16 protein-coding genes, 2 tRNA genes, 3 rRNA genes and 1 other annotated feature are annotated in these 25,510 nt (G+C 46.8%); of the genes, 20 read left to right on the top strand and 1 reads right to left on the bottom strand.

Translation table 11 applies throughout. From position 1 onward, the window contains the following. The 15 genes from dnaA to rrf all read left to right on the top strand — a co-directional run bounded on the left by dnaA (window position 1) and on the right by rrf (window position 17,792). A complete protein-coding gene (gene dnaA / locus ACK1LH_RS00005; RefSeq protein ID WP_029282914.1) occupies window positions 1-1,347 on the top strand; it encodes a chromosomal replication initiator protein DnaA in 1,347 nt (448 codons plus the stop codon). A 257-nt stretch (window positions 1,348-1,604) separates the two neighbouring features. After that, complete coding sequence (dnaN, locus tag ACK1LH_RS00010; RefSeq protein WP_029282912.1) at window positions 1,605-2,741, top strand: DNA polymerase III subunit beta; 1,137 nt, start codon at window positions 1,605-1,607, stop codon at window positions 2,739-2,741. A 205-nt stretch (window positions 2,742-2,946) separates the two neighbouring features. Continuing rightward, window positions 2,947-3,165, top strand: a complete 219-nt coding sequence (gene yaaA, locus ACK1LH_RS00015; protein WP_029282910.1) for a S4 domain-containing protein YaaA — start codon at window positions 2,947-2,949, stop codon at window positions 3,163-3,165. 45 nt (window positions 3,166-3,210) lie between these two features. Then, complete coding sequence (gene recF / locus ACK1LH_RS00020; protein WP_029282908.1) at window positions 3,211-4,320, top strand: DNA replication/repair protein RecF; 1,110 nt, start codon at window positions 3,211-3,213, stop codon at window positions 4,318-4,320. 19 nt (window positions 4,321-4,339) lie between these two features. Next, on the top strand, window positions 4,340-4,594 hold the full coding sequence (gene remB, locus ACK1LH_RS00025; protein WP_029282906.1) for an extracellular matrix regulator RemB: 255 nt from the start codon (window positions 4,340-4,342) through the stop codon (window positions 4,592-4,594). 56 nt (window positions 4,595-4,650) lie between these two features. Beyond that, window positions 4,651-6,573: a DNA topoisomerase (ATP-hydrolyzing) subunit B gene (gene gyrB / locus ACK1LH_RS00030; protein WP_029282904.1), complete on the top strand. Its 1,923-nt coding sequence runs from the start codon at window positions 4,651-4,653 to the stop codon at window positions 6,571-6,573. Between the two features lie 136 nt (window positions 6,574-6,709). Then, window positions 6,710-6,958: a hypothetical protein gene (locus ACK1LH_RS00035; RefSeq protein WP_029282902.1), complete on the top strand. Its 249-nt coding sequence runs from the start codon at window positions 6,710-6,712 to the stop codon at window positions 6,956-6,958. Between the two features lie 126 nt (window positions 6,959-7,084). Then, on the top strand, window positions 7,085-8,458 hold the full coding sequence (locus ACK1LH_RS00040) for a hypothetical protein (protein WP_029282900.1): 1,374 nt from the start codon (window positions 7,085-7,087) through the stop codon (window positions 8,456-8,458). Between the two features lie 285 nt (window positions 8,459-8,743). Continuing rightward, entirely contained in the window at window positions 8,744-11,263 is a 2,520-nt protein-coding gene (gene gyrA / locus ACK1LH_RS00045) for a DNA gyrase subunit A (RefSeq protein ID WP_029282898.1), read from the top strand. A 105-nt stretch (window positions 11,264-11,368) separates the two neighbouring features. Beyond that, a complete protein-coding gene (locus ACK1LH_RS00050) occupies window positions 11,369-12,418 on the top strand; it encodes an HD-GYP domain-containing protein (RefSeq protein ID WP_029282896.1) in 1,050 nt (349 codons plus the stop codon). A 264-nt stretch (window positions 12,419-12,682) separates the two neighbouring features. Then, window positions 12,683-14,220: ribosomal RNA gene (locus ACK1LH_RS00055) — 16S ribosomal RNA — on the top strand. Window positions 14,221-14,371: 151 nt separating this feature from the next. Then, window positions 14,372-14,448 (top strand) — tRNA-Ile (locus tag ACK1LH_RS00060). Window positions 14,449-14,460: 12 nt separating this feature from the next. Continuing rightward, window positions 14,461-14,533 (top strand) — tRNA-Ala (locus tag ACK1LH_RS00065). Window positions 14,534-14,655: 122 nt separating this feature from the next. Further along, window positions 14,656-17,586: ribosomal RNA gene (locus tag ACK1LH_RS00070) — 23S ribosomal RNA — on the top strand. Window positions 17,587-17,676: 90 nt separating this feature from the next. Next, window positions 17,677-17,792: ribosomal RNA gene (gene rrf, locus ACK1LH_RS00075) — 5S ribosomal RNA — on the top strand. The 16S, 23S and 5S rRNA genes sit together here with 2 tRNA genes alongside, the layout of an rRNA operon. A 333-nt stretch (window positions 17,793-18,125) precedes the next feature. Here the strand turns inward: rrf and ACK1LH_RS00080 are convergent. Continuing rightward, window positions 18,126-19,094: a YaaC family protein gene (locus ACK1LH_RS00080; protein ID WP_029566302.1), complete on the bottom strand. Its 969-nt coding sequence runs from the start codon at window positions 19,092-19,094 to the stop codon at window positions 18,126-18,128. Window positions 19,095-19,208: 114 nt separating this feature from the next. Here ACK1LH_RS00080 and guaB point away from each other — a divergent pair, with 114 nt between their 5' ends. From guaB to serS, 5 genes are all read left to right on the top strand, one after another. After that, entirely contained in the window at window positions 19,209-20,675 is a 1,467-nt protein-coding gene (gene guaB / locus ACK1LH_RS00085; protein WP_029566301.1) for an IMP dehydrogenase, read from the top strand. A 171-nt stretch (window positions 20,676-20,846) separates the two neighbouring features. Next, on the top strand, window positions 20,847-22,202 hold the full coding sequence (locus ACK1LH_RS00090) for a serine hydrolase (protein ID WP_411334249.1): 1,356 nt from the start codon (window positions 20,847-20,849) through the stop codon (window positions 22,200-22,202). 189 nt (window positions 22,203-22,391) lie between these two features. Next, complete coding sequence (gene pdxS / locus ACK1LH_RS00095; RefSeq protein WP_029286443.1) at window positions 22,392-23,276, top strand: pyridoxal 5'-phosphate synthase lyase subunit PdxS; 885 nt, start codon at window positions 22,392-22,394, stop codon at window positions 23,274-23,276. Between the two features lie 21 nt (window positions 23,277-23,297). Next, complete coding sequence (gene pdxT / locus ACK1LH_RS00100; protein ID WP_411334250.1) at window positions 23,298-23,888, top strand: pyridoxal 5'-phosphate synthase glutaminase subunit PdxT; 591 nt, start codon at window positions 23,298-23,300, stop codon at window positions 23,886-23,888. Between the two features lie 52 nt (window positions 23,889-23,940). After that, window positions 23,941-24,161: a binding site (T-box leader), on the top strand. A 51-nt stretch (window positions 24,162-24,212) separates the two neighbouring features. Next, window positions 24,213-25,490 carry a serine--tRNA ligase gene (gene serS, locus ACK1LH_RS00105; protein WP_029566297.1) on the top strand — a complete coding sequence of 426 codons (1,278 nt, stop codon included), beginning with the start codon at window positions 24,213-24,215 and terminating at the stop codon, window positions 25,488-25,490. Window positions 25,491-25,510 lie beyond the last annotated feature (20 nt).

Consider the following 25,510-nt stretch of genomic DNA (forward strand, 5'->3'; position numbering starts at 1 on the left):
ATGGAGAACATTGATGAGCTGTGGAGCAAGGCGCTGTCTGAAATTGAAAAAAAACTCAGCAAGCCAAGCTTTGAAACGTGGCTGAAATCGACGAAGGCCCATGCGCTTAAAGGAGACACGCTGACGATTACGGCGCCTAATGAATTTGCACGCGACTGGCTGGAATCACGGTATCTGCATTTGATTGCCAATACCATATATGAACTGACGGGCGAGGAACTGCTGATCAAGTTCATAATTCCCCAAAATCAGAACGAAGCAGATTTTATGCCGAAATCACCGATTAAGCAGGTGGCAAAAGACGAAGAGCAGATCGAGCTGCCTCAAAATATGCTGAATCCTAAATATACGTTTGATACATTCGTTATCGGTTCAGGCAACAGGTTTGCGCACGCAGCGTCGCTTGCCGTGGCAGAAGCGCCTGCTAAAGCCTATAATCCGCTGTTTATCTACGGGGGAGTAGGACTTGGAAAAACGCATCTTATGCATGCAATCGGCCATTATGTCATTGATCATAAGCCAAATGCGAAGGTCGTTTACCTGTCCTCAGAGAAATTCACGAACGAATTCATTAACAGCATCCGTGACAACAAGGCGAAAGATTTCCGCAACAAATACCGCAGCGTTGACGTTTTGCTTATAGATGATATTCAGTTTCTTGCCGGAAAAGAACAGACGCAGGAGGAGTTTTTCCATACGTTTAACACCCTGCATGAAGAAAGCAAGCAGATTGTCATTTCCAGCGACCGTCCTCCAAAGGAAATACCGACACTAGAAGACCGCCTCAGATCGAGATTTGAATGGGGACTGATTACGGACATTACCCCTCCGGATCTTGAGACGCGTATCGCGATTCTCAGAAAAAAAGCAAAGGCTGAGGGCCTTGATATCCCTAATGAAGTCATGCTTTATATCGCCAATCAAATTGATTCCAATATTCGTGAACTTGAAGGCGCACTTATTCGGGTTGTTGCTTATTCATCCCTTATCAATAAAGACATAAATGCAGATCTTGCTGCAGAAGCTTTAAAAGATATCATCCCAAGCTCAAAGCCGAAAATGATCACCATTGCGGATATTCAGCGCATGGTAGGCCAGCATTTCAGCGTGAAGCTTGAGGATTTTAAAGCAAAGAAACGAACAAAATCCGTCGCTTTTCCAAGGCAAATCGCGATGTATCTATCACGGGAACTGACTGATTCCTCTCTTCCAAAGATCGGCGAGGAATTCGGAGGCCGCGACCATACGACCGTCATTCATGCCCATGAGAAAATCTCCAAGCTCCTTCAGGCTGATGACCAGCTTGTGAAACAGCTGAAAGAAATAGAGAGCATGCTGAAGAACTAGCTCTCTCTCTCTAGCAGCATAAACCAGGCAAAATCATCTCAAAATAAAATAGAGCATCCGGGATAATGTGAATAACCCAATACGATTCATACACAGTCTGTCCACATGTGGATAGGCTGTGTTTCCTTTCTTCAACAGAGTTATACACATATCAACAGGCCCTACTAGTACTTCTACTATTTTTTCTTTAAAAGATATATATATTAAGTCACCAGAAAAAATATTCCGCCGTACGAAAAAAAGGAGGATTTACCCTAATGAAATTCGTCATTCAAAAAGACCGTCTTGTTCAAAGCGTACAGGATGTCATGAAAGCTGTTTCGTCCAGAACGACTATTCCAATCCTGACGGGAATTAAAATTGTCGCGACAGAAGAAGGCGTCACTCTTACAGGAAGTGACTCTGATATCTCAATTGAGTCTTTCATTCCTACAGAAGAAAACGGAAAAGAGATTGCAGAAATCAAGCAGGCAGGAAGCATCGTCCTTCAAGCCCGTTTCTTCAGTGAAATCGTTAAAAAACTTCCTAAGGATTCTGTAGAGATGGAGGTTCATGGCCACCATATGACAGTCATCCGGTCAGGCAAAGCAGAGTTCAACTTAAACGGACTGGATGCAGAGGAATATCCGCATCTTCCACAAGTAGAAGAGCACAACAGTTTTAAAGTTCCTACAGATCTTTTAAAAACGATGATCCGCCAGACCGTCTTTTCTGTTTCAACATCTGAAACACGCCCGATTTTGACAGGTGTGAACTGGAAGCTTGAAAATAAAGAACTGATCTGTATTGCAACTGACAGCCACCGTCTTGCCCTCCGCAAGGCGAAAATCGAAATGGAAGCTGACACTTCCTACAATGTTGTCATTCCCGGAAAAAGTTTAAATGAATTGAGCAAAATTCTTGCTGATACGAGCGAAGAAATCGAAATCGTGATCACAGAAAGCCAGGTGCTTTTCAAAGCGGAAAACCTGCTTTTCTTCTCAAGACTTCTTGACGGAAACTACCCTGACACAACGAGGCTGATTCCTTCTGAAAGCAAAACAGAAATGGTTCTGAATACAAAAGATTTTCTTCAGGCCATCGACCGCGCGTCTCTTCTTGCAAAAGAAGGCAGAAACAACGTCGTAAAGTTTTCTACGCTTGAAGACGGAATTGTCGAAGTTTCTTCGAATACTCCTGAAATCGGAAAAGTCATCGAGGAAGTGCAGACACAGGAGCTCTCAGGAGAGGAATTAAAAATTTCTTTCAGTGCAAAATATATGATGGATGCATTAAAGGCACTTGAGGGAACAGAAATCAGCATCAGCTTTACAGGTGCGATGAGACCGTTTTTGATCCGCACTCCAAATGACGATTCCATCCTTCAGCTGATTCTTCCTGTCAGAACGTATTAATGACACAAGCTGCCGGCGGTCTGCCGGCAGCTTTCTTTTTTTAGCGAAAGAATCAACCTGACCCGGGAGGACTTTTGTCACGAAAGGTGTCCGCGCTGGAAAGACACAATTTTCTTTAAAAAGAACAGACAGCTGCCTATTGTGGGATGGCTATCATATTTAGTAAAATTAAGTGTTAGAGATTTTAGAAAGAAGGCGATCCGGAATGTCCAGAAAACCTGTTAAAATAGATACAGAATATATAGCACTTGGCCAATTTTTAAAGTTGGCGGACGTAATCCAGACCGGCGGCATGGCAAAATGGTTTCTTCAGGAATACGCGATATTTGTAAACGGGGAGCCTGAGAACCGCCGAGGCAAAAAACTTTATGACGGAGATCTTGTTGATATTCCTGATTTCGGTACATTTATCGTTAAAAGCTGAATGTTTCAAGATGTGAAATACACAACTTAAAGTTGGTGAACGGATTTGTTTATCAAAGAACTGTCCCTGCGGAACTACCGCAACTATAAAGAACTGACTGCGGAGTTTGAAAACAAGGTCAATGTCATCCTCGGGGAAAATGCCCAGGGGAAAACGAATGTGATGGAAGCCATCTATGTCCTTGCCATGGCCAAATCCCACCGCACGTCAAATGACAAAGATCTTATCTACTGGGACGAGGAATATGCTAAAATAGAAGGCAGAGCAGAAAAACAAAACGGTTCTGTGCCAATGCAGCTCGTCATTTCGAAAAAGGGAAAAAAAGCGAAGCTGAACCACATTGAGCAGCAGAAATTAAGCCAGTATGTCGGAGCGATGAACGTGATCATGTTTGCTCCCGAAGACCTTAACCTTGTAAAAGGCAGCCCCCAGGTCAGAAGACGTTTTATCGATATGGAAATCGGACAGGTTTCGCCTGTCTATCTTCATGATTTAAATAAATTTCAAAAAGTCATGCTGCAGCGGAATCAATATTTAAAGCAGTTGCAGATGAAGAGGCAGACTGACCGGACGATGCTTGATGTGCTGACTTCGCAGCTTGCGGAATCCGCTGCAAAAGTAGTGAAAAAGCGAATGGAGTTTATCGGCAAGCTGGAGAAATGGGCTCAGCCGGTCCACGAGGGAATCAGCAGGGGGCTTGAAACACTGACGATTGAGTATAAAGCCTCCGCCGATGTATCAGAAGCCTCAAGTTTGTCGAAAATGATAGAAGGATATGAAGAGAAGTTTGATAAAATAAAAGAAAAAGAAATTGAGCGCGGAGCAACACTTGCCGGTCCGCACAGAGATGATCTTCTTTTCTTTGTGAACGGGCGGGACGTTCAGACGTTCGGCTCCCAGGGACAGCAGCGGACAACCGCTCTCTCGCTGAAGCTTGCGGAAATCGATCTGATCCACGAGGAAATCGGCGAGTATCCGATTCTTCTTCTTGATGATGTTTTATCTGAACTTGATGATTACAGGCAATCGCATTTATTAAATACAATTCAGGGGAAAGTGCAGACGTTTGTCACGACGACAAGCGTTGAGGGCATTGACCATAAGACGCTGAAGGAAGCAACAACGTACCGCGTTTCAAAAGGCACGCTTACTTAAGTGAGAGAGGTGGTTTTTCATGTATATCCACTTGGGAGACAATTTCGTGATTCCTTCAAAGGAAGTCGTCATGATTATTGATCATCAATCGTCAAAGACGTCCGGAATCGTCAGTGAATTTTTGGAAAAGCAGCAGAATCAGCCGGTAAAGCTTGCAAATGGCGAAACAAAGTCGATTGTTGTGACGACAGACAAGATTTATTTTTCTCCTCTTGCTTCAGGCACGCTGAAAAAACGTGCAAAATTCTCATTTGACATAGAGACGGCAGAATGAACGTTCTGAACCCAATCTATAAGCCCTTAAGAAAAGTGTAGGTGATCATAGTGGCGATGGAACAAAAACAAATGGAACAGCAATCATATGATGAAAACCAGATACAAGTACTAGAAGGCTTAGAGGCTGTCCGGAAACGTCCCGGAATGTATATTGGCTCAACTGCGGCGAAAGGTCTCCACCATCTGGTCTGGGAGATTGTCGACAACAGTATCGATGAAGCTCTTGCAGGATACTGCGATGAGATTAATATTATCGTTGAAGAAGACAACAGCATCACCGTAAAAGACAACGGCCGCGGAATTCCGGTTGGAATCCATGAGAAAATGGGACGTCCTGCAGTTGAGGTCATTATGACGGTGCTTCATGCCGGAGGAAAATTCGGCGGCGGCGGATACAAGGTGTCAGGCGGTCTTCACGGAGTAGGTGCATCTGTCGTAAATGCCCTGTCTACGTATCTTGAAGTCACTGTTTACCGCGACGGCAAAATTCATTATCAGAAGTTTGAGCGCGGTGTGCCTGCTGCTGACCTGGCAGTAATCGGCGAAACAGAAGTAACAGGAACAACCACTCACTTTGTCCCGGATCCGGAAATTTTCACGGAGACGACGGAATATGATTTTGACACACTTGCAAACCGTTTAAGAGAGCTTGCTTTCTTAAACCGCAATATCAAAATCACAATTGAAGACAAGCGTGAAACGAAACGCAAAAAAGAATATCTGTACGAAGGCGGCATTAAATCCTATGTTGAGCATTTAAACCGCACAAGAGAAGTCATCCATGAAGAGCCTGTCTACATGGAAGGCGAAAAGGACGGCATCACAGTCGAGGTTGCCCTTCAGTACAATGATTCCTATACAAGCAACATTTATTCGTTCGCCAACAACATTCACACTTATGAGGGCGGAACGCATGAAGCCGGATTTAAAACGGCTCTCACACGCGTCATCAATGACTATGCCCGCAAAAGCGGCGCATTTAAAGACAATGATGCCAACCTTACAGGTGACGATGTGCGCGAAGGTTTGACAGCCATTATTTCTGTTAAACATCCGGACCCGCAGTTTGAGGGCCAGACAAAAACGAAGCTCGGCAACTCAGAAACGCGGACTGTTACGGATAATGTCTTTGCAGATGCATTTGAGAAGTTTCTTCTTGAAAATCCTTCAACAGCAAAGAAAATTGTTGAAAAAGGGGTTATGGCATCAAGAGCGCGTCTTGCAGCAAAAAAAGCGCGCGAACTGACTCGCCGTAAAAGTGCGCTTGAGATCTCCAACCTTCCCGGGAAACTTGCCGACTGTTCGTCTAAAGACCCGTCCATCTCAGAACTTTACGTCGTTGAGGGTGACTCTGCGGGCGGTTCTGCAAAACAGGGGCGCGACCGTCATTTCCAGGCGATTCTGCCGCTTAGAGGAAAAATCATCAACGTTGAAAAAGCGCGTCTTGATAAAATCCTTTCCAACAACGAGATCCGGACGATTATCACGGCCCTTGGAACAGGAATTGCGGAAGACTTTGATCTTTCAAAAGCGCGCTACCATAAAATCATCATCATGACGGATGCAGACGTTGACGGAGCCCATATCCGCACACTGCTTCTGACATTCTTCTACCGCTACATGAGACAGATCATCGAAAGCGGATATGTCTACATTGCCCAGCCGCCGCTTTACAAAGTGCAGCAGGGCAAGCGGGTTGAATATGCGTACAATGACAGGGAGATGGAGAAGCTTATGGCAGAACTGCCTGCAACTCCTAAGCCTGGAATTCAGCGCTACAAAGGTCTTGGCGAGATGAATCCTGAGCAGCTTTGGGAGACAACGATGGATCCGAACACGCGGACATTCCTTCAGGTTACTTTGGAAGATGCGATGGAAGCGGATGAAACCTTTGATATTCTGATGGGAGACAAAGTCGAACCCCGCCGGAACTTTATCGAAGGCAACGCCCAGTATGTTAAAAACCTTGATATCTAAGTTTAAAAAGGCAAAGCCCATCCCGGCTTTGCCTTTTCTTTTTGCCTGAAATTCCGTCATAGCCCACTACATTTCACATGTCCCTGCATATCTTTGTAAAGAAAGTAGGCAATTTATCTAAGCAGGAGGCGTGAAAATGAACAATCAGCAATATGACATGAGGCGTCCATTTGGATTTGGAGGAGGCTTCGGGAGACCTGGATTTGGCTTTGGAAGACCAGGCTTCGGATTTGGAAGACCTGGATTTGGTTTCGGCAGACCGGGCTTTGGCTTTCCGTTAGGGTTTGTCGGCGGTCTTGCAACAGGAGCGCTGCTGTCGCCGGGCTATGGCTACGGATATCCTTATCCTTATTATCCGCCGTACCCGTACTATCCGTATTATTAATTTCTTTAAAAAACATCCGGGCAGGATGTTTTTTAATTTTTTAAAAAGAAAATGATCCAGTCTCGCATTCTCTCCGTTAGTCATGATGTAAACATCAAATAAACAGAAATAAAAGGAGAGAATAACATGAAGATGAAAAAAGCACTGATTGCTGTACCACTCAGTTTTTCCCTGCTGATTCCCGCTTTTGGAACAGTGAATGCAGAAGATCATGGAGGAAATCATGGCGGCAGCCACAGCGGCATGGCATCAGCAGAGGTTTCAAACCCTGCCATTGATCTTCGGGCATCCCTTGATGCGATCCTCTCAGAGCATGCATACTTAGCGGTTGTTGCGATGCAAAAAGGCATTGACGGCAAAGAAGACTTCGAAGCAGCTGCAGGACAGCTGAATAAGAATACAGAAGATTTATCGGCAGCTGTCGGATCTGTTTACGGTGAAGAAGCGGGAAATCAATTTAAAGAAATCTGGAGCAGCCACATCGGCTATTTCGTGGACTATGTAACGGCAACAGCTGAAAACAATGAAGAAGGCAGAAAACAGGCACTTGCAGAATTGGACAAGTACCGCGCCGAGCAAGCGGGTTTTCTGGATACGGCAACGGAAGGACGCTTGAAAGCGGCAGACCTTGAAGCAGGCCTAAAAGTTCACGTTGAACAGCTGATTGGTGCTTTTGAAAGCTACAGAGCGGGTGAATACGACAAAGCCTACGATGATGCAACAGAATCGATGCACCATATGTTCGGAGTCGGCAAAAGCCTTTCATGGGCCATCACTGACCAGTTCCCTGAGAAATTCGAAAGTACGTCCCCGGATACTGCCGCTGCTGACTTGCGTGCAGATCTGAATCACGTATTTTCAGAGCATGCAGCACTTGCGGCACTTACGATGCAAAAAGGAATTGACGGAGCAAAAGATTTTGATGCGGCTGCAGCTGCATTAAATGAGAACACAGATGACCTGACAGCAGCTGTTGAATCTGTATACGGCGCTGAAGGTGCTGCACAATTTAAAGAAATCTGGAGCAGCCACATCGGCTACTTTGTTGACTACGTGACAGCAACTGCCGAAAACAACGAAGCAGGCAAGGAAGAAGCGGTAGCAGAGCTTGATGCATACCGTGCAGAACAGGCGGCATTCCTTGATGCAGCAACAGAGGGCAGACTGAAAGCGGCCGACCTCGAGGCGGGTCTCAAAGAGCATGTAGACCAGCTTCTCGCGGCATTTAACAGCTACACAGGAAAAGACTATCCTGCAGCCTATGAAAATATCCATGTTGCTTATTCGCACATGTTCGGAGTAGGACAGGCCCTGTCAGGCGCCATTACGGATCAATTCCCTGAAAAGTTTGAGGGGCAAAAGCCTTCTGACATGCCGAAAACAGGCATGGGCGGCATGAGCCAGTCAAACAGCAGTGTCATCATGTGGGCTGTATTCGGATTTATCCTTGCAACTGCAGCGATCGCCATGATTGCACGCAAAAAATCAGTGAAAAACTAAGGGCTCGAGCAGAAGTTTTAAGCAAGGCCCGCCTTATTTAAAAAATATGAGTAAAAGAACTGTGATCCCTGCCGAAAAGGCAGGGATTATTCGGTTTTTCGGGATATTTCTATGAATTTGACGTGTAATGTCATAGGTTTATTGATATAATGGAGAGTAGGCTATTATTCAATTATCGGAAAGACTTACATATTTATGGTCTTATATATTTCAGCATGAACACCATTACAAAAACTTTTAACTCCCGTTTTTTATGGAGCTAGATAGATTAGGGAGGTTCAACTCATGGAAGAAAACAAAACACCAAACGTGAAAGAGATTAATATCAGTCACGAGATGCGTTCTTCTTTTCTAGATTATGCGATGAGCGTTATCGTTTCGCGCGCTCTTCCGGACGTTCGTGACGGCCTGAAGCCTGTTCACCGCCGGATTCTCTACGCGATGAATGACCTTGGCATGACATCGGACAAACCTTTCAAGAAGTCCGCGCGTATCGTCGGTGAAGTAATCGGAAAGTATCATCCGCACGGCGACAGCGCCGTTTATGACTCTATGGTCCGGATGGCACAGGATTTCAACTTCCGCTATATGCTTGTCGACGGTCACGGAAACTTTGGTTCAGTTGACGGAGACGGTGCGGCAGCGATGCGTTATACAGAAGCCCGCATGTCGAAGATCGCGATGGAGCTTCTCCGCGATATTAACAAAGACACCATCGATTATCAGGACAACTATGACGGGTCTGAACGTGAACCTGTCGTGCTTCCTTCAAGGTTCCCTAATCTTCTGGTAAACGGAGCAGCGGGGATTGCTGTCGGCATGGCAACAAACATTCCGCCTCATCAGCTTGGAGAAGTCATCGACGGGGTGCTTGCTGTCAGCAAAGATCCTGAAGTCAGCATACAGGAGCTGATGGAAATCATTCCGGGCCCGGACTTCCCTACTGCAGGACAGATTATCGGCAGAAGCGGCATCCGCAAAGCGTATGAAACCGGCCGGGGATCGATCACCATCAGAGCGAAAGTTGAAATTGAACAAAAAGCGTCAGGCAAGGAAGTTATTATCGTCAGAGAGCTTCCTTACCAGGTGAACAAGGCGAAGCTGATCGAAAAAATTGCAGAGCTTGTACGCGACAAAAAGATCGAAGGAATTACAGACTTAAGAGACGAATCCGACCGAAACGGCATGCGCATTGTCATTGAAGTCCGCAAAGATGCAAATTCAAATGTCCTTTTGAACAATCTTTTTAAACAGACAGCTCTTCAGACAAGCTTCGGCATCAACATGCTTGCCCTTGTAGGCGGACAGCCTCAGGTGCTGAACCTGAAGCAGTTCCTTGTCTATTATCTGGACCATCAAAAGGTGATTATCCGCCGCCGCACAGCCTTTGAGCTGCGCAAAGCGGAAGCACGTGCGCATATTCTGGAAGGACTCCGGATTGCTCTTGATCATCTGGATGAAGTGATTGCACTTATCCGTGCTTCACAGACAACAGATATCGCTAAACAAGGATTGATGGACAACTTCTCTCTTTCTGAAAAACAGGCTCAGGCTATTCTTGACATGCGTCTTCAGCGCTTAACAGGACTTGAGCGCGAAAAGATTGAAGAAGAATACCAGGGTCTTGTTCAACTGATCGCAGAACTGAAGGCAATTCTTGCAGATGATGAGAAAGTTCTTGAAATCATCCGCGAGGAGCTTGAAGAAATTAAGGAGCGCTTCAATGATGTGCGCCGTACGGAGATTGTAACCGGCGGCATCGAAATGATTGAAGACGAAGACTTAATTCCTGTTGAAAACATCGTGATCACGCTGACGCACAACGGCTATATCAAGAGACTTCCAATCTCGACATACCGAAGCCAGAGAAGGGGCGGACGCGGAATTCAGGGAATGGGCACGAATGAAGATGATTTCGTCGAACATTTGCTCACAACTTCAACCCACGACACGATCCTGTTCTTCACGAACAAAGGAAAGGTTTACCGTACAAAAGGCTACGAGATTCCTGAGTACGGAAGAACGGCAAAAGGTCTGCCGATCATTAACCTTCTTGAGATTGAAAAAGGGGAATGGGTCAATGCCATCATTCCTGTTTCGGAATTTGCAGATGACTGGTCTCTCTTCTTCACAACGAAAGAAGGAATCTCAAAACGGTCTCCGCTTTCTCAGTTTGCCAACATCAGAAAAGGCGGCCTGATTGCTGTCAATCTGCGCGAGGCAGATGAACTGATTTCTGTAAGGCTGACGGACGGAACGAAACACATCATGATCGGAACGAAAAAGGGAATGCTGATCCGCTTCCCGGAAACAGACGTCCGCTCAATGGGCCGTACGGCTACAGGGGTAAAAGGCATTACGCTTGATGCGGATGACGAAGTTGTCGGCATGGAGATCCTGGAAGAGGACGCAGACGTTCTGACTGTCACGCGAAACGGATTCGGCAAGCGGACGCCTGCAGCTGAATACCGCGTGCAAAGCCGTGGCGGAAAAGGGATTAAAACATGTAATGTAACCGAAAAGAACGGTACTGTCATATCTGTTAAGCCTTCAACAGGAGAAGAGGACCTGATGCTGATTACAGCAAGCGGCGTTCTGATCCGGATGGCAATTGACAGCATTTCGACAACGGGACGAAACACACAGGGCGTCAAGCTGATTAAGCTTGGCGGCGAAGAACACGTTGCAACAGTAGCGGTAGTGGAAAAAGAAGAACTGGAACCTGAAGAGGATTTGACAGAAGAACAGATTCAGGATTCTGAAACTGAAGCACCGCCGGAAGATCCATCAGGCACTGAAGAATAAGCGGGAAAAGTACAGCGGAAGCTGTACTTTTTTTCTGCCTTTTTTATTCAATAAATCCATATCCTTCTAAAATATTGGGTTATAATCAGGTTGGGAGGGATTCATGTGAGGGTCCATATCAATCAGATAAATGAGGGGAACATCTTGCTGAAGGATGTTCTTTCAGCATCGGGTAAACCGCTTATGCGGAAACATACTGTACTTAAACGGGAACTTATCGATGTTTTGCATGCGTTTTTAATAGAAACAGTAGATATAGAATCATTCAGTGAGACCGAGCAGGACAAAAACGTTCCGGCTGACAAGTCTGTTACACCGTTTGGGGCGGTCTATCATGCTGCTGTTCAGGGCTTTAAAAAACTGTATGCGGACTGGCATTCAGGTGCTTCAGTTGACATCTCAAAGGTTAGAAATCTTCTGATTCCTGCTGTGGAACATATCCTGCAGCACCCGTCAGAAGTGTTTAAAACAACCGGATATACAGGAGAAGAAGACTATCTCTACCATCAATCTGTATCAGCGGCGCTCCTAAGCGCAAGCCTCGCCAAATCTTCAGGCTTCCCGCACGGCGACGTGATTCAGATTGCAATGACAGGACTTCTTTGCGACTGCGGTCTGACAAAGCTTGATCAGGGGTTTATTCAGAAGAAAAGAGCTCTGACGGCAAAGGAATTTGACGAAATCAAACAGCATCCTGTGCACAGCTATAAAATGCTTAAAAACATTGTATCTTTAAAAGAAGCTGTCAAGATCGGCGTCCTGCAGCATCATGAACGAATGGACGGGAGCGGGTATCCCCTCGGCACTAAAGGAGATCAGCTTCATCCTTACGGTAAAATTGCAGCACTCGCCCACGCCTATCAGGCCATGGTCAGCACCAGGCCTTACAGGCACCGGCAGTCTCCATTTCTCGTTCTTGAGCAGCTGATGGAAGATGAGTTTGGTAGATTTGACCTTTCAGCTCTTAAAGCATTGAGAAAAGGGCTGCTGACATTCAGCAGCGGAACATTCATCAGGCTGTCTGACGGGCGAACAGCAGAAATTGTCTTTATAGAAGACCAGCAGCCTGCAAGACCTCTTGTGAAGCTTCAGGACAGCGGGGAAATGATTGCTCTGAAAGAATATAGACAGCTATATATAGAGGAAATATTATAAGAGCAACTTTTTGCTCTTTTTTTATTGCTTATTTAAAAGAATGCTGATATAATTCTAAAAGTCAGTAAGAAAGCCACTACATAAGCGAGTTTAGCAAAAAAACATTTTCAAAATGTTATTGACTTAATGGGCTTTAGAGTGATATACTGATTAGGTCGCTTCGAGATGAAACGACATCAAAAGTTCTTTGAAAACTAAACAAAACCAAAAGCGTACCAAACGTTTTAAATTTTTAAGTCAGCAACATTTATGAGTCACAAATTTTCTTCGGAGAGTTTGATCCTGGCTCAGGACGAACGCTGGCGGCGTGCCTAATACATGCAAGTCGAGCGGACCTCTTCGGAGGTCAGCGGCGGACGGGTGAGTAACACGTGGGCAACCTGCCTGTAAGACTGGGATAACTCCGGGAAACCGGAGCTAATACCGGATACTATGTCAAACCGCATGGTTTGACATTCAAAGACGGTTTCGGCTGTCACTTACAGATGGGCCCGCGGCGCATTAGCTAGTTGGTGAGGTAATGGCTCACCAAGGCGACGATGCGTAGCCGACCTGAGAGGGTGATCGGCCACACTGGGACTGAGACACGGCCCAGACTCCTACGGGAGGCAGCAGTAGGGAATCTTCCGCAATGGACGAAAGTCTGACGGAGCAACGCCGCGTGAGTGATGAAGGTTTTCGGATCGTAAAACTCTGTTGTCAGGGAAGAACAAGTGCCGGAGTAACTGCCGGCACCTTGACGGTACCTGACCAGAAAGCCACGGCTAACTACGTGCCAGCAGCCGCGGTAATACGTAGGTGGCAAGCGTTGTCCGGAATTATTGGGCGTAAAGCGCGCGCAGGCGGTTTCTTAAGTCTGATGTGAAAGCCCCCGGCTCAACCGGGGAGGGTCATTGGAAACTGGGAAACTTGAGTGCAGAAGAGGAGAGTGGAATTCCACGTGTAGCGGTGAAATGCGTAGAGATGTGGAGGAACACCAGTGGCGAAGGCGACTCTCTGGTCTGTAACTGACGCTGAGGCGCGAAAGCGTGGGGAGCGAACAGGATTAGATACCCTGGTAGTCCACGCCGTAAACGATGAGTGCTAAGTGTTAGAGGGTTTCCGCCCTTTAGTGCTGCAGCTAACGCATTAAGCACTCCGCCTGGGGAGTACGGTCGCAAGACTGAAACTCAAAGGAATTGACGGGGGCCCGCACAAGCGGTGGAGCATGTGGTTTAATTCGAAGCAACGCGAAGAACCTTACCAGGTCTTGACATCCTTTGCCACTTCTAGAGATAGAAGGTTCCCCTTCGGGGGACAAAGTGACAGGTGGTGCATGGTTGTCGTCAGCTCGTGTCGTGAGATGTTGGGTTAAGTCCCGCAACGAGCGCAACCCTTGATCTTAGTTGCCAGCATTCAGTTGGGCACTCTAAGGTGACTGCCGGTGACAAACCGGAGGAAGGTGGGGATGACGTCAAATCATCATGCCCCTTATGACCTGGGCTACACACGTGCTACAATGGATGGTACAAAGGGCTGCGAGACCGCGAGGTTTAGCCAATCCCATAAAACCATTCTCAGTTCGGATTGCAGGCTGCAACTCGCCTGCATGAAGCTGGAATCGCTAGTAATCGCGGATCAGCATGCCGCGGTGAATACGTTCCCGGGCCTTGTACACACCGCCCGTCACACCACGAGAGTTTGCAACACCCGAAGTCGGTGGGGTAACCGCAAGGAGCCAGCCGCCTAAGGTGGGGTAGATGATTGGGGTGAAGTCGTAACAAGGTAGCCGTATCGGAAGGTGCGGCTGGATCACCTCCTTTCTAAGGATATGAGGTCGCTTTTGGTTTTTGTTTAGTTTTGAGAGAACTTTGTTCTCCATTTAAATAGGAAGTTTACTTTACAAGTAAGCGAGAACGTCATGCGCGTGCTTTTTTGTTCGTCGCAATCGTCTCTTTTATCCTTATATGAGATGGGCCTATAGCTCAGCTGGTTAGAGCGCACGCCTGATAAGCGTGAGGTCGATGGTTCGAGTCCATTTAGGCCCACCATCTCTTTAATACGGGGCCTTAGCTCAGCTGGGAGAGCGCCTGCCTTGCACGCAGGAGGTCAGCGGTTCGATCCCGCTAGGCTCCACCTAGAAAGTTGTTCTTTGAAAACTGGATAACGTAATTGATAACAAGTAATTCACTGAGATTTACGCTTACCATAGTGATTTTCTTAGACTTTACAGTCTAAACAAACGATTGACCAATTTTGGTTAAGTTATGAAGGGCGCACGGTGGATGCCTTGGCACTAGGAGCCGATGAAGGACGGGACTAACACCGATATGCTTTGGGGAGCTGTAAGTAAGCTTTGATCCAGAGATTTCCGAATGGGGAAACCCACTGTTCGTAATGGAACAGTATCTTTACCTGAATACATAGGGTACTGAAGGCAGACCCGGGGAACTGAAACATCTAAGTACCCGGAGGAAGAGAAAGCAAATGCGATTTCCCAAGTAGCGGCGAGCGAAACGGAATCAGCCCAAACCAAGAGGCTTGCCTCTTGGGGTTGTAGGACACTCTATACGGAGTTACAAAGGAACGGGGTAGATGAAGCGGCCTGGAAAGGCCTGTCATAGAAGGTAAAAACCCTGTAGTCGAAACTTCGTTCCCTCCAGAGTGGATCCTGAGTACGGCGGGACACGTGAAATCCCGTCGGAATCCGGGAGGACCATCTCCCAAGGCTAAATACTACCTAGTGACCGATAGTGAACCAGTACCGTGAGGGAAAGGTGAAAAGCACCCCGGAAGGGGAGTGAAAAGATCCTGAAACCGTGTGCTTACAAGTAGTCAGAGCCCGTTAACGGGTGATGGCGTGCCTTTTGTAGAATGAACCGGCGAGTTACGATCCCGTGCAAGGTTAAGTTGATGAGACGGAGCCGCAGCGAAAGCGAGTCTGAATAGGGCGAATTAGTACGTGGTCGTAGACCCGAAACCAGGTGATCTACCCATGTCCAGGGTGAAGTTCAGGTAACACTGAATGGAGGCCCGAACCCACGCACGTTGAAAAGTGCGGGGATGAGGTGTGGGTAGCGGAGAAATTCCAATCGAACTTGGAGATAGCTGGTTCTCTCCGAAATAGCTTTAGGGCTAGCCTCGAGTATGAGAGTCTTGGAGGTAGAGCACTGATTGGACTAGGGGCCCTCATCGGGTTACCGAATTCAGTCAAACTCCGAATGCCAAAGACTTGCTCCTCGGGAGTCAGACTGCGAGTGATAAGATCCGTAGTCAAGAGGGAAACAGCCCAGACCGCCAGCTAAGGTCCCAAAGTATACGTTAAGTGGAAAAGGATGTGGAGTTGCTTAGACAACCAGGATGTTGGCTTAGAAGCAGCCACCATTTAAAGAGTGCGTAATAGCTCACTGGTCGAGTGACTCTGCGCCGAAAATGTACCGGGGCTAAACGTATCACCGAAGCTGCGGACTGTTCTTACGAACAGTGGTAGGAGAGCGTTCTAAGGGCGTCGAAGCCAGACCGGAAGGACTGGTGGAGCGCTTAGAAGTGAGAATGCCGGTATGAGTAGCGAAAGAGGGGTGAGAATCCCCTCCACCGAATGCCTAAGGTTTCCTGAGGAAGGCTCGTCCGCTCAGGGTTAGTCGGGACCTAAGCCGAGGCCGAAAGGCGTAGGCGATGGACAACAGGTTGATATTCCTGTACCACCTCCTCACCATTTGAGCAATGGGGGGACGCAGGAGGATAGGGCAAGCGCGCTGTTGGATATGCGCGTCCAAGCAGTTAGGCCGGGAAGTAGGCAAATCCGCTTCCCATATAAGGCTGAGCTGTGATGGCGAGGGAAATTTAGTACCGAAGTTCCTGATTCCACACTGCCAAGAAAAGCCTCTAGCGAGGTGAGAGGTGCCCGTACCGCAAACCGACACAGGTAGGCGAGGAGAGAATCCTAAGGTGAGCGAGAGAACTCTCGTTAAGGAACTCGGCAAAATGACCCCGTAACTTCGGGAGAAGGGGTGCTTTTTAGGGTGAATAGCCCTGAAAAGCCGCAGTGAATAGGCCCAGGCGACTGTTTAGCAAAAACACAGGTCTCTGCGAAGCCGCAAGGCGAAGTATAGGGGCTGACGCCTGCCCGGTGCTGGAAGGTTAAGGGGAGAGGTTAGCGCAAGCGAAGCTTTGAACCGAAGCCCCAGTAAACGGCGGCCGTAACTATAACGGTCCTAAGGTAGCGAAATTCCTTGTCGGGTAAGTTCCGACCCGCACGAAAGGCGTAACGATCTGGGCACTGTCTCAACGAGAGACTCGGTGAAATTATAGTACCTGTGAAGATGCAGGTTACCCGCGACAGGACGGAAAGACCCCGTGGAGCTTTACTGCAGCCTGATATTGAATTTTGGTACAGCTTGTACAGGATAGGTAGGAGCCTTGGAAGCCGGAGCGCAAGCTTCGGTGGAGGCATTGGTGGGATACTACCCTTGCTGTATTGAAATTCTAACCCGCAGCCCTTACCGGGCTGGGAGACAGTGTCAGGCGGGCAGTTTGACTGGGGCGGTCGCCTCCTAAAATGTAACGGAGGCGCCCAAAGGTTCCCTCAGAATGGTTGGAAATCATTCGCAGAGTGTAAAGGCACAAGGGAGCTTGACTGCGAGACCTACAAGTCGAGCAGGGACGAAAGTCGGGCTTAGTGATCCGGTGGTTCCGCATGGAAGGGCCATCGCTCAACGGATAAAAGCTACCCCGGGGATAACAGGCTTATCTCCCCCAAGAGTCCACATCGACGGGGAGGTTTGGCACCTCGATGTCGGCTCATCGCATCCTGGGGCTGTAGTCGGTCCCAAGGGTTGGGCTGTTCGCCCATTAAAGCGGTACGCGAGCTGGGTTCAGAACGTCGTGAGACAGTTCGGTCCCTATCCGTCGTGGGCGCAGGAAATTTGAGAGGAGCTGTCCTTAGTACGAGAGGACCGGGATGGACGCACCGCTGGTGTACCAGTTGTCTTGCCAAAGGCATCGCTGGGTAGCTATGTGCGGAAGGGATAAGTGCTGAAAGCATCTAAGCATGAAGCCCCCCTCAAGATGAGATTTCCCATCACATTTGTGAGTAAGAACCCTGAAAGATGATCAGGTTGATAGGTCTGAGGTGGAAGCGCGGTGACGTGTGGAGCTGACAGATACTAATCGTTCGAGGACTTAACCACAGTCTAACTAAGCGTGAATTGCACGTGAATCTTGTTATCAAACGTTACTCAGTTTTGAAAGAATAACTCTTTCAACAAAAATGCATATTGTCTGGTGATGATGGCAAAGAGGTCACACCCGTTCCCATGCCGAACACGGAAGTTAAGCTCTTTAGCGCCGATGGTAGTTGGGGGTTTCCCCCTGTGAGAGTAGGACGTTGCCAGGCACGCAGAAAAGAGGACAGCAGAGATGCTGTCTTTTTTTGTTGTTCAAAATGAGGATAATAGATAGCTGAATCGTACCCTGCAAGACTGTAATTCGATTTGTCAGGGTAAGCAAACGCTCGAACCGTACCCTCCAAAACTGTAAAACGATATCCGAGGGTAAGCAAACGTCCGAATCGTACCCTCCTAAACCGTAAAACGATACCGGAGGGTAAGCAAACGCTCGAATCGTACCCTCCCAAACCGAAAAACGATATCCGAGGGTAAGAAACCGCCCGAATCCTACCCTCCAAAACCGAAAAACGATATCGGAGGGTAAGCAAACAGCTTGGATCCTACCCCTGCATCCTCTGCTCCCTCATCTGATGCAAAAAGCTCAGCGCCATCTGGGGTATTTTATCCTTTGTGGCTTCAAGGAATCGGACTATGAAGACATAGTCATCCTGGGAATGGCTGAGCATCAGTTCGTACCACCACTCTGTTTCATATCTTGAGATCATGCTGAGATTGTACAGCAGGAGATAGTGCGCAAGAAACTCAGGCAGACCTCCCAGATCATTCAGCGATGCCGGCAGACTGTACGTGCACGTCTGCTGGTTATATAAAAAGGGCGGGCTGCTGAAAGCGTTAAAAGACTCTGGCAGAAGCAATGACATAACGTCACTAGTCTCACCGGCTTTATCAAGCTGAAAGTGATGATGCAAATAGTCAAGCATCCTATCCGGTGTCATGTGGTAGGATGCTGCCGCATCTTTCGGAAGATGAATGTGTTGATCGTCCACCCCAATTGCGATATGTACGTCTTTTTGTTTATGCATTTTAAATAGGTCACAGAGTTCAGGCACTCTTTGCAAAAGCTCGTGCATGGAGTACTTGTCATTCTCCACGTGCTGAAGGCTGTAGAGGTGAAAGGCCGCATGTGCAAACAGGCCGTTCCTCTGTATTTTCACTTCGTCCTGCAGAAAACGGTAGTGCTGTTTTTTGCGTTTGCGTGAAGATACTCCGTGTGCAAGAACGGATGATGCGGCAGGGTATTCCGGATCTTTTGTCAGGATGCAGGCTTTTATGAGCTGGGCCATACCGTAGAAAAGCAGCATGGGCTTTACAGGCAGTGACGCGTTTTCAGCTGAGAGATAAAAGTTTTCTGCATGCTTCAGATGATACACAAACGGGTAGCTGTTTTGATAAGAGAGTTCTGCCGGCAATGACTGGTTGGATTTTTGGTAACATTTTTCCAGAAACTTTTGGACGGTATCTGTTGTTTGGTAGGATTTAAGCTGATTCCACGCGTTTGTTGCAGTCATTTTGCAGACCTCCTTATTGTCGAAATTTTTAAACTCTTTTACCTGTTCTTGACAGTGGGTAGGCAAGTTGTTAATCTACTAATAATATTTTGCCGTAAAGAGGGGGATTTCATGATGTGGGAAAGTAAATTTGTTAAAGAAGGTTTGACGTTTGACGATGTATTGCTTGTTCCGGCTAAATCTGAAGTATTGCCTAGGGATGTAGATTTAAGTGTCAGCTTAACACCTACTCTTAAGCTCAATGTTCCAATTATCAGTGCAGGCATGGATACGGTGACGGAAGCTCAGCTTGCGATTTCGATGGCAAGACAGGGCGGCATGGGCATTATCCACAAAAACATGTCCATTGAGCAGCAGGCAGAACAGGTTGACAAGGTAAAGCGTTCTGAACGGGGTGTTATTACAAACCCATTCTTTTTAACTCCTGACCACCAGGTTTATGATGCTGAGCATTTGATGGGTAAATACCGCATTTCAGGTGTTCCTGTCGTCAACAATGAAGACGAGCAGAAGCTTGTCGGCATCATTACAAACCGGGATATGCGTTTTATTCAGGATTTCTCCATCAAGATCTCAGAGGTTATGACAAAAGATAACCTTGTAACGGCAGCTGTCGGAACAACGTTAAAGGATGCAGAGAGCATTCTTCAAAAACACAAAATCGAAAAACTTCCTCTTGTTGATGATGAAGGTGTTTTAAAAGGGTTAATCACGATTAAAGATATTGAAAAAGTCATCGAGTTCCCGAACTCTGCAAAAGATGAACATGGCCGCCTTCTTGTAGGTGCAGCTGTAGGTGTTACGTCAGATACGATGACTCGCGTTAAAAAACTTGTGGAAGCCAATGTTGATGCGATTGTAGTTGATACGGCACACGGTCATTCAAAAGGCGTTCTCGACATGGTCAAGACGATCAGAAGTGAATTCCCTGAACTGAACATAATCGCCGGAAACGTGGCGACTGCAGAAGCGACAAGAGCTCTTGCTGAAGCAGGAGCGAATGTTGTAAAAGTCGGAATCGGACCTGGATCAATCTGTACAACACGAGTTGTTGCAGGCGTAGGTGTTCCTCAGATCACGGCTGTTTACGACTGTGCGACAGAAGCAAGAAACCTTGGCATTACTATTATCGCAGACGGCGGCATTAAATATTCAGGCGACATCGTAAAAGCACTTGCTTCAGGCGGACATGCTGTTATGCTCGGAAGCCTTCTTGCAGGAACATCTGAAAGCCCAGGCGAAACAGAGATCTACCAAGGCAGACGCTTTAAAGTCTACCGCGGCATGGGGTCTGTCGGCGCTATGGAAAAAGGAAGCAAGGACCGCTACTTCCAGGAAGACAACAAGAAGTTTGTTCCTGAAGGCATTGAGGGCAGAACGCCTTATAAAGGACCTCTTTCAGATACGATTTATCAGCTTGTCGGGGGCATCCGCTCAGGCATGGGCTACTGCGGAACAGCAAATCTCGAAGAGCTTCGTGAAAACACCCAGTTTGTCCGCATGACCGGCGCAGGACTGCGCGAAAGCCATCCGCATGATGTGCAAATTACTAAAGAATCACCTAACTACTCGTTATCATAAGATTTTTAGGCCGTTTGACCTGAAATGTAATACAATGTTCAATCTTTAGGACAGAGTCTCAGACTCTGTCTATTTTTTTTAATCATAGTGTGATAAAATCGACTTTGTTGTTTGTAAATAAGGTCAATAATTGAATAAAAAAATAGATAAAAAACGGTGGAGGTTATGAAGTTGAGCAACATGAAAGTAAAATGCCTGCTGTCTGTTTTTCTTGCAGCTGTTCTGGCAGTGACTGCAGTATTGCCGGGTGCAGGAGCAAAAGCGGCAGAGAATGACCCAGTTGGAGTAAATGCAAAAGGAGCCATTTTAGTAGAGGCATCTACAGGAAAGATCCTGTACGGCAAAAATGCCGATGAGCTTCTGCCAATCGCAAGTATGGCAAAAATCATGACAGAATACCTTGTTCTTGAAGCTATAAACGAAGGAAAAATCAAGTGGGATCAAACCTATACACCGAGTGACTATGTTTACCGCATCTCCCAAAACCGCAGCCTCTCAAATGTTCCATTGCGAAAAGACGGTACATACAATGTGAAAGAACTCTTTGAAGCGATGAGCATCTATTCTGCAAACGGTGCAGCGATTGGTCTTGCTGAAATTGTAGCAGGGTCTGAATCAAATTTTGTTAAATTGATGAATGAAAAAGCAAAAGATCTTGGTCTTAAAAACTATGAATTTGTAAACTCAACTGGTCTTGATAATGGAGACCTGATTGGCCAGCATCCTGAAGGAACGAGTGCAGATGCTGAAAACAAAATGTCAGCACGCGACATGGCTCTTCTTTCTCAGAAACTCATTAATGAATATCCGGAAGTGCTTGAAACAGCAAGCATTCCAAGAAAAACCTTCAGAGAAGGAACAGATGATGCGATTAAAATGGATAACTGGAACTGGATGCTTGAAGGCCTTCTTTTTGAAACAGAAGGCGTTGACGGCCTGAAAACGGGTTCCACAAAATCTGCAGGTTCATCTTTCACTGCAACAGCAGAACGAAATGACATGCGCGTCATCACAGTTGTTTTAAATGCTCAGGGCAGCGACGGGCTTCACACTCCGCGTTTTAAAGAAACAAAAAAGATGATTGATTATGCATACAATAACTTCAAGATGGAAGAAGTTTATCCTGAAAACTATCAAATCAAAGACAAATCAAACCTTTCTGTTGTGAAAGGAAAAGAAAAAGAAGTGGCTGTTGCAACAAATGAGCCGTTATCTCTAGTTGTTAAAAACGGTGAAAAAAATGCGTACAAGCCAAGCTACGTTTTTGATGAGAAAAAAGTAAATGCTGATAACGAAGTGCAGGCGCCGGTTAAAAAAGGCGAAAAGATCGGCTCTATGACCGTTCAATACAGCGGTGAAGGCCAGGATCTTGGCTTCCTGGAAGAAAAAAGCGAAGCAAGCGTTGACCTTGTCACAAAGAGCAGCGTTGAAAAAGCGAACTGGTTTGTCCTTTCCATGAGAGGAATCGGAGGATTCTTTGCAGGTTTATGGGGTACAGTGACAGATACAGTAACCGGATGGTTTTAATGAAAAGAGATTTGCCCGATTTGGGCAAATCTCTTTTTTTACAATAATTTCTTTTAAAGGAAACATGACAGCTGTTTGTTTGAAATGTTACTATTATTCCGTTAATTTTGATAGGATTTTTCGACAACTTAGGATAGAATAAGCTATATGTGCTAGATCAATTTTTATCTATTACGAGGGGGATATAGAATGAACAATACAGGTACTGACCGCGTAAAGCGCGGCATGGCAGAAATGCAAAAAGGCGGCGTCATCATGGACGTTGTTAATGCTGAACAGGCTAAAATTGCTGAGGAAGCAGGCGCAGTTGCCGTAATGGCGCTTGAGCGCGTTCCTGCGGATATCCGCGCAGCAGGCGGAGTTGCCCGCATGGCAGATCCGACAATTGTTGAGGCGGTTATGGGAGCAGTATCCATTCCTGTTATGGCAAAAGCGCGTATCGGACATATCGTAGAAGCACGCGTTTTAGAAGCAATGGGTGTTGATTATATCGATGAGAGTGAAGTATTGACTCCTGCAGATGAAGAATATCACTTGAACAAGCGTGACTTCACTGTACCGTTTGTCTGCGGATGCCGCGATTTAGGCGAAGCGACAAGACGTATTGCAGAAGGAGCTTCTATGCTTCGCACTAAAGGCGAGCCGGGAACAGGAAACATTGTTGAGGCTGTCCGCCACATCCGCAAAGTAAATGGACAAGTACGCAGAATCGCAAGCATGAGCACAGACGAGCTGATGACAGAAGCGAAGCTGTTAGGCGCGCCTTATGAGCTTCTTCTTCAAATTAAACATGAAGGACGCCTTCCGGTAGTTAACTTTGCAGCAGGCGGAGTAGCAACACCTGCAGATGCTGCTCTTATGATGCAGCTTGGTGCTGACGGAGTATTTGTAGGATCAGGTATCTTTAAGTCAGAAAATCCTGCAAAATTTGCACGTGCGATTGTTGAAGCAACAACACACTTTGAAGATTATGAGTTGATTGCAAGCCTTTCCAAAGGTCTTGGAACGGCAATGAAAGGCATCGAGATCTCAACACTGCTTCCTGAAAACAGAATGCAGGAGCGCGGCTGGTAATCATAAAGGAGTAGAAGAGTCATGCTTAAAATTGGTGTACTTGGCCTTCAGGGTGCCGTCAGAGAGCACATCCGCTCTATCGAGGAAAGCGGAGCTGAAGGGATCGTTGTCAAACGGACTGAGCAGCTTGATGAGCTTGACGGTCTGATTATTCCCGGCGGTGAAAGCACGACGATGCGCCGCCTGATTGATAAATACGGGTTCATGGGTCCCTTAAAAACGTTTGCTGCACAAGGAAAACCGATGTTCGGAACGTGTGCAGGCCTTATTCTTCTTGCGAAAAACATTGTCGGATATGAAGATGGCCATCTTGGTGTAATGGATGTAACCGTCGAACGTAATTCCTTCGGGCGTCAGCGCGACAGTTTTGAAGCGGAACTTAACATCACAGATGTAGCAGAAGACTTCACCGGCGTTTTCATCAGAGCCCCTCATATTGTGGAGGTTGGAGAAGACGTTGAGATCCTTTCTAAACATGATGGACGCATTGTCGCTGCAAGACAGGGGCAGTTCCTCGGATGCTCCTTCCATCCGGAATTAACGGATGATCACAGGATGACAGGTCTTTTTGTCCGCATGGCAGAACAGGCAAAAGAAAAATTAAGCGTATAAAACCCTTGCAACCGTACCAAACTTGTAGTAAATTATGAATTACTTAAATAAGCACAACGTGATGACAGGAACCAGTAGCAAGTGTTTCTTTCCAAAGAGAGCCGGTGGTCGGTGCGAACCGGTGTGAGAGCCTTGTGAATCCATCCTTGAATGATGTATTGAAATCTTCGGAGACTAGATATATCCGGAACAGGCCGTTATCCTGCTAAGAGGAAGGCGCAGGATTCTGTCTTCAATTAGGGTGGCAACGCGGATACAACTTCCGTCCCTTTACCAGGGACGGGAGTTTTTTATTTGTAAAAAAAGATAAAAGGAGTTTTTAGGATGCTTGATATTAAGTACTTGCGGGCTAATTTTGAAGAGGTAAAAGAAAAGCTCTCTCATCGCGGAGAAGATTTAGGCGATTTTGCCAAATTTGAAGAGCTTGACCAAAAACGCCGTGAATTGATTTCTGAGGTTGAGGTCTATAAAAGCAAACGAAATGAAGTGTCCGGACAAATTGCCGTCATGAAGCGCGAAAAGCAGGATGCCGATCATCTGATTAAAGAGATGCGTGAAGTTGGCGACAAGGTGAAGGAAATGGATGAAGAGCTCAGACAAGTAGAAGCCGATCTTGAACATCTGATGCTGTCTATTCCGAATATCCCCCACGAAAGTGTGCCGGTCGGTGAAACGGAGGATGATAACATTCTTCACCGCGAGTGGGGCGAAGTTCCGTCATTTGCATACGAGCCGAAGCCTCACTGGGATGTAGCCGACCATTTGGGAATCCTTGATTTTGAACGTGCAGGAAAAGTAACAGGAAGCCGCTTTGTTTTTTACAAAGGTCTTGGTGCCCGTCTTGAGCGTGCGCTGATCAGCTTCATGCTTGATCTTCATATTGATGAGCACGGCTATACGGAAGTTCTTCCTCCGTACATCGTCAACAGAGCGAGCATGACGGGTACAGGCCAGCTTCCTAAGTTTGAGGAAGATGCATTCAAAATTGCAGATGAGGATTACTTCCTGATTCCGACTGCTGAAGTGCCGGTGACAAACATGCACCGCGAAGAAATCATGTCTGTCGATCAGCTGCCGATCAACTATGCAGCGTTCAGCTCTTGCTTTCGCTCTGAAGCAGGTTCTGCGGGAAGAGATACAAGAGGTTTGATCCGCCAGCATCAATTTAACAAAGTAGAGCTTGTAAAATTCGTAAAACCGGAAGACTCTTATGATGAGCTTGAAAAACTGACAGGACACGCTGAAAAGGTCCTGCAGCTTCTTGGCCTTCCGTACCGCGTTCTGAGAATGTGCACAGCTGACCTCGGATTTACGGCTGCGAAAAAATACGACATCGAAGTATGGATTCCGAGCCAGGAAACATACCGCGAAATTTCTTCTTGCAGTAACTTTGAAGCATTCCAGGCACGCCGTGCAGGCATCCGCTTCAGACGCGAGCCTAAAGGAAAACCTGAATTTGTTCACACGCTGAACGGTTCAGGACTTGCGATCGGACGCACGGTTGCAGCAATTCTTGAGAATTATCAGCAGGAAGACGGGACAGTCATCATCCCTGAAGTTCTGCGTCCATACATGGGTAACAGAGAAGTTCTATCAAGATAATGGTTTGACTTGCCGGAGGG

This window comes from Metabacillus indicus, assembly GCF_046603695.1.
In the GTDB taxonomy this organism is placed as follows: Bacteria; Bacillota; Bacilli; order Bacillales; family Bacillaceae; genus Bacillus_P; species Bacillus_P indicus.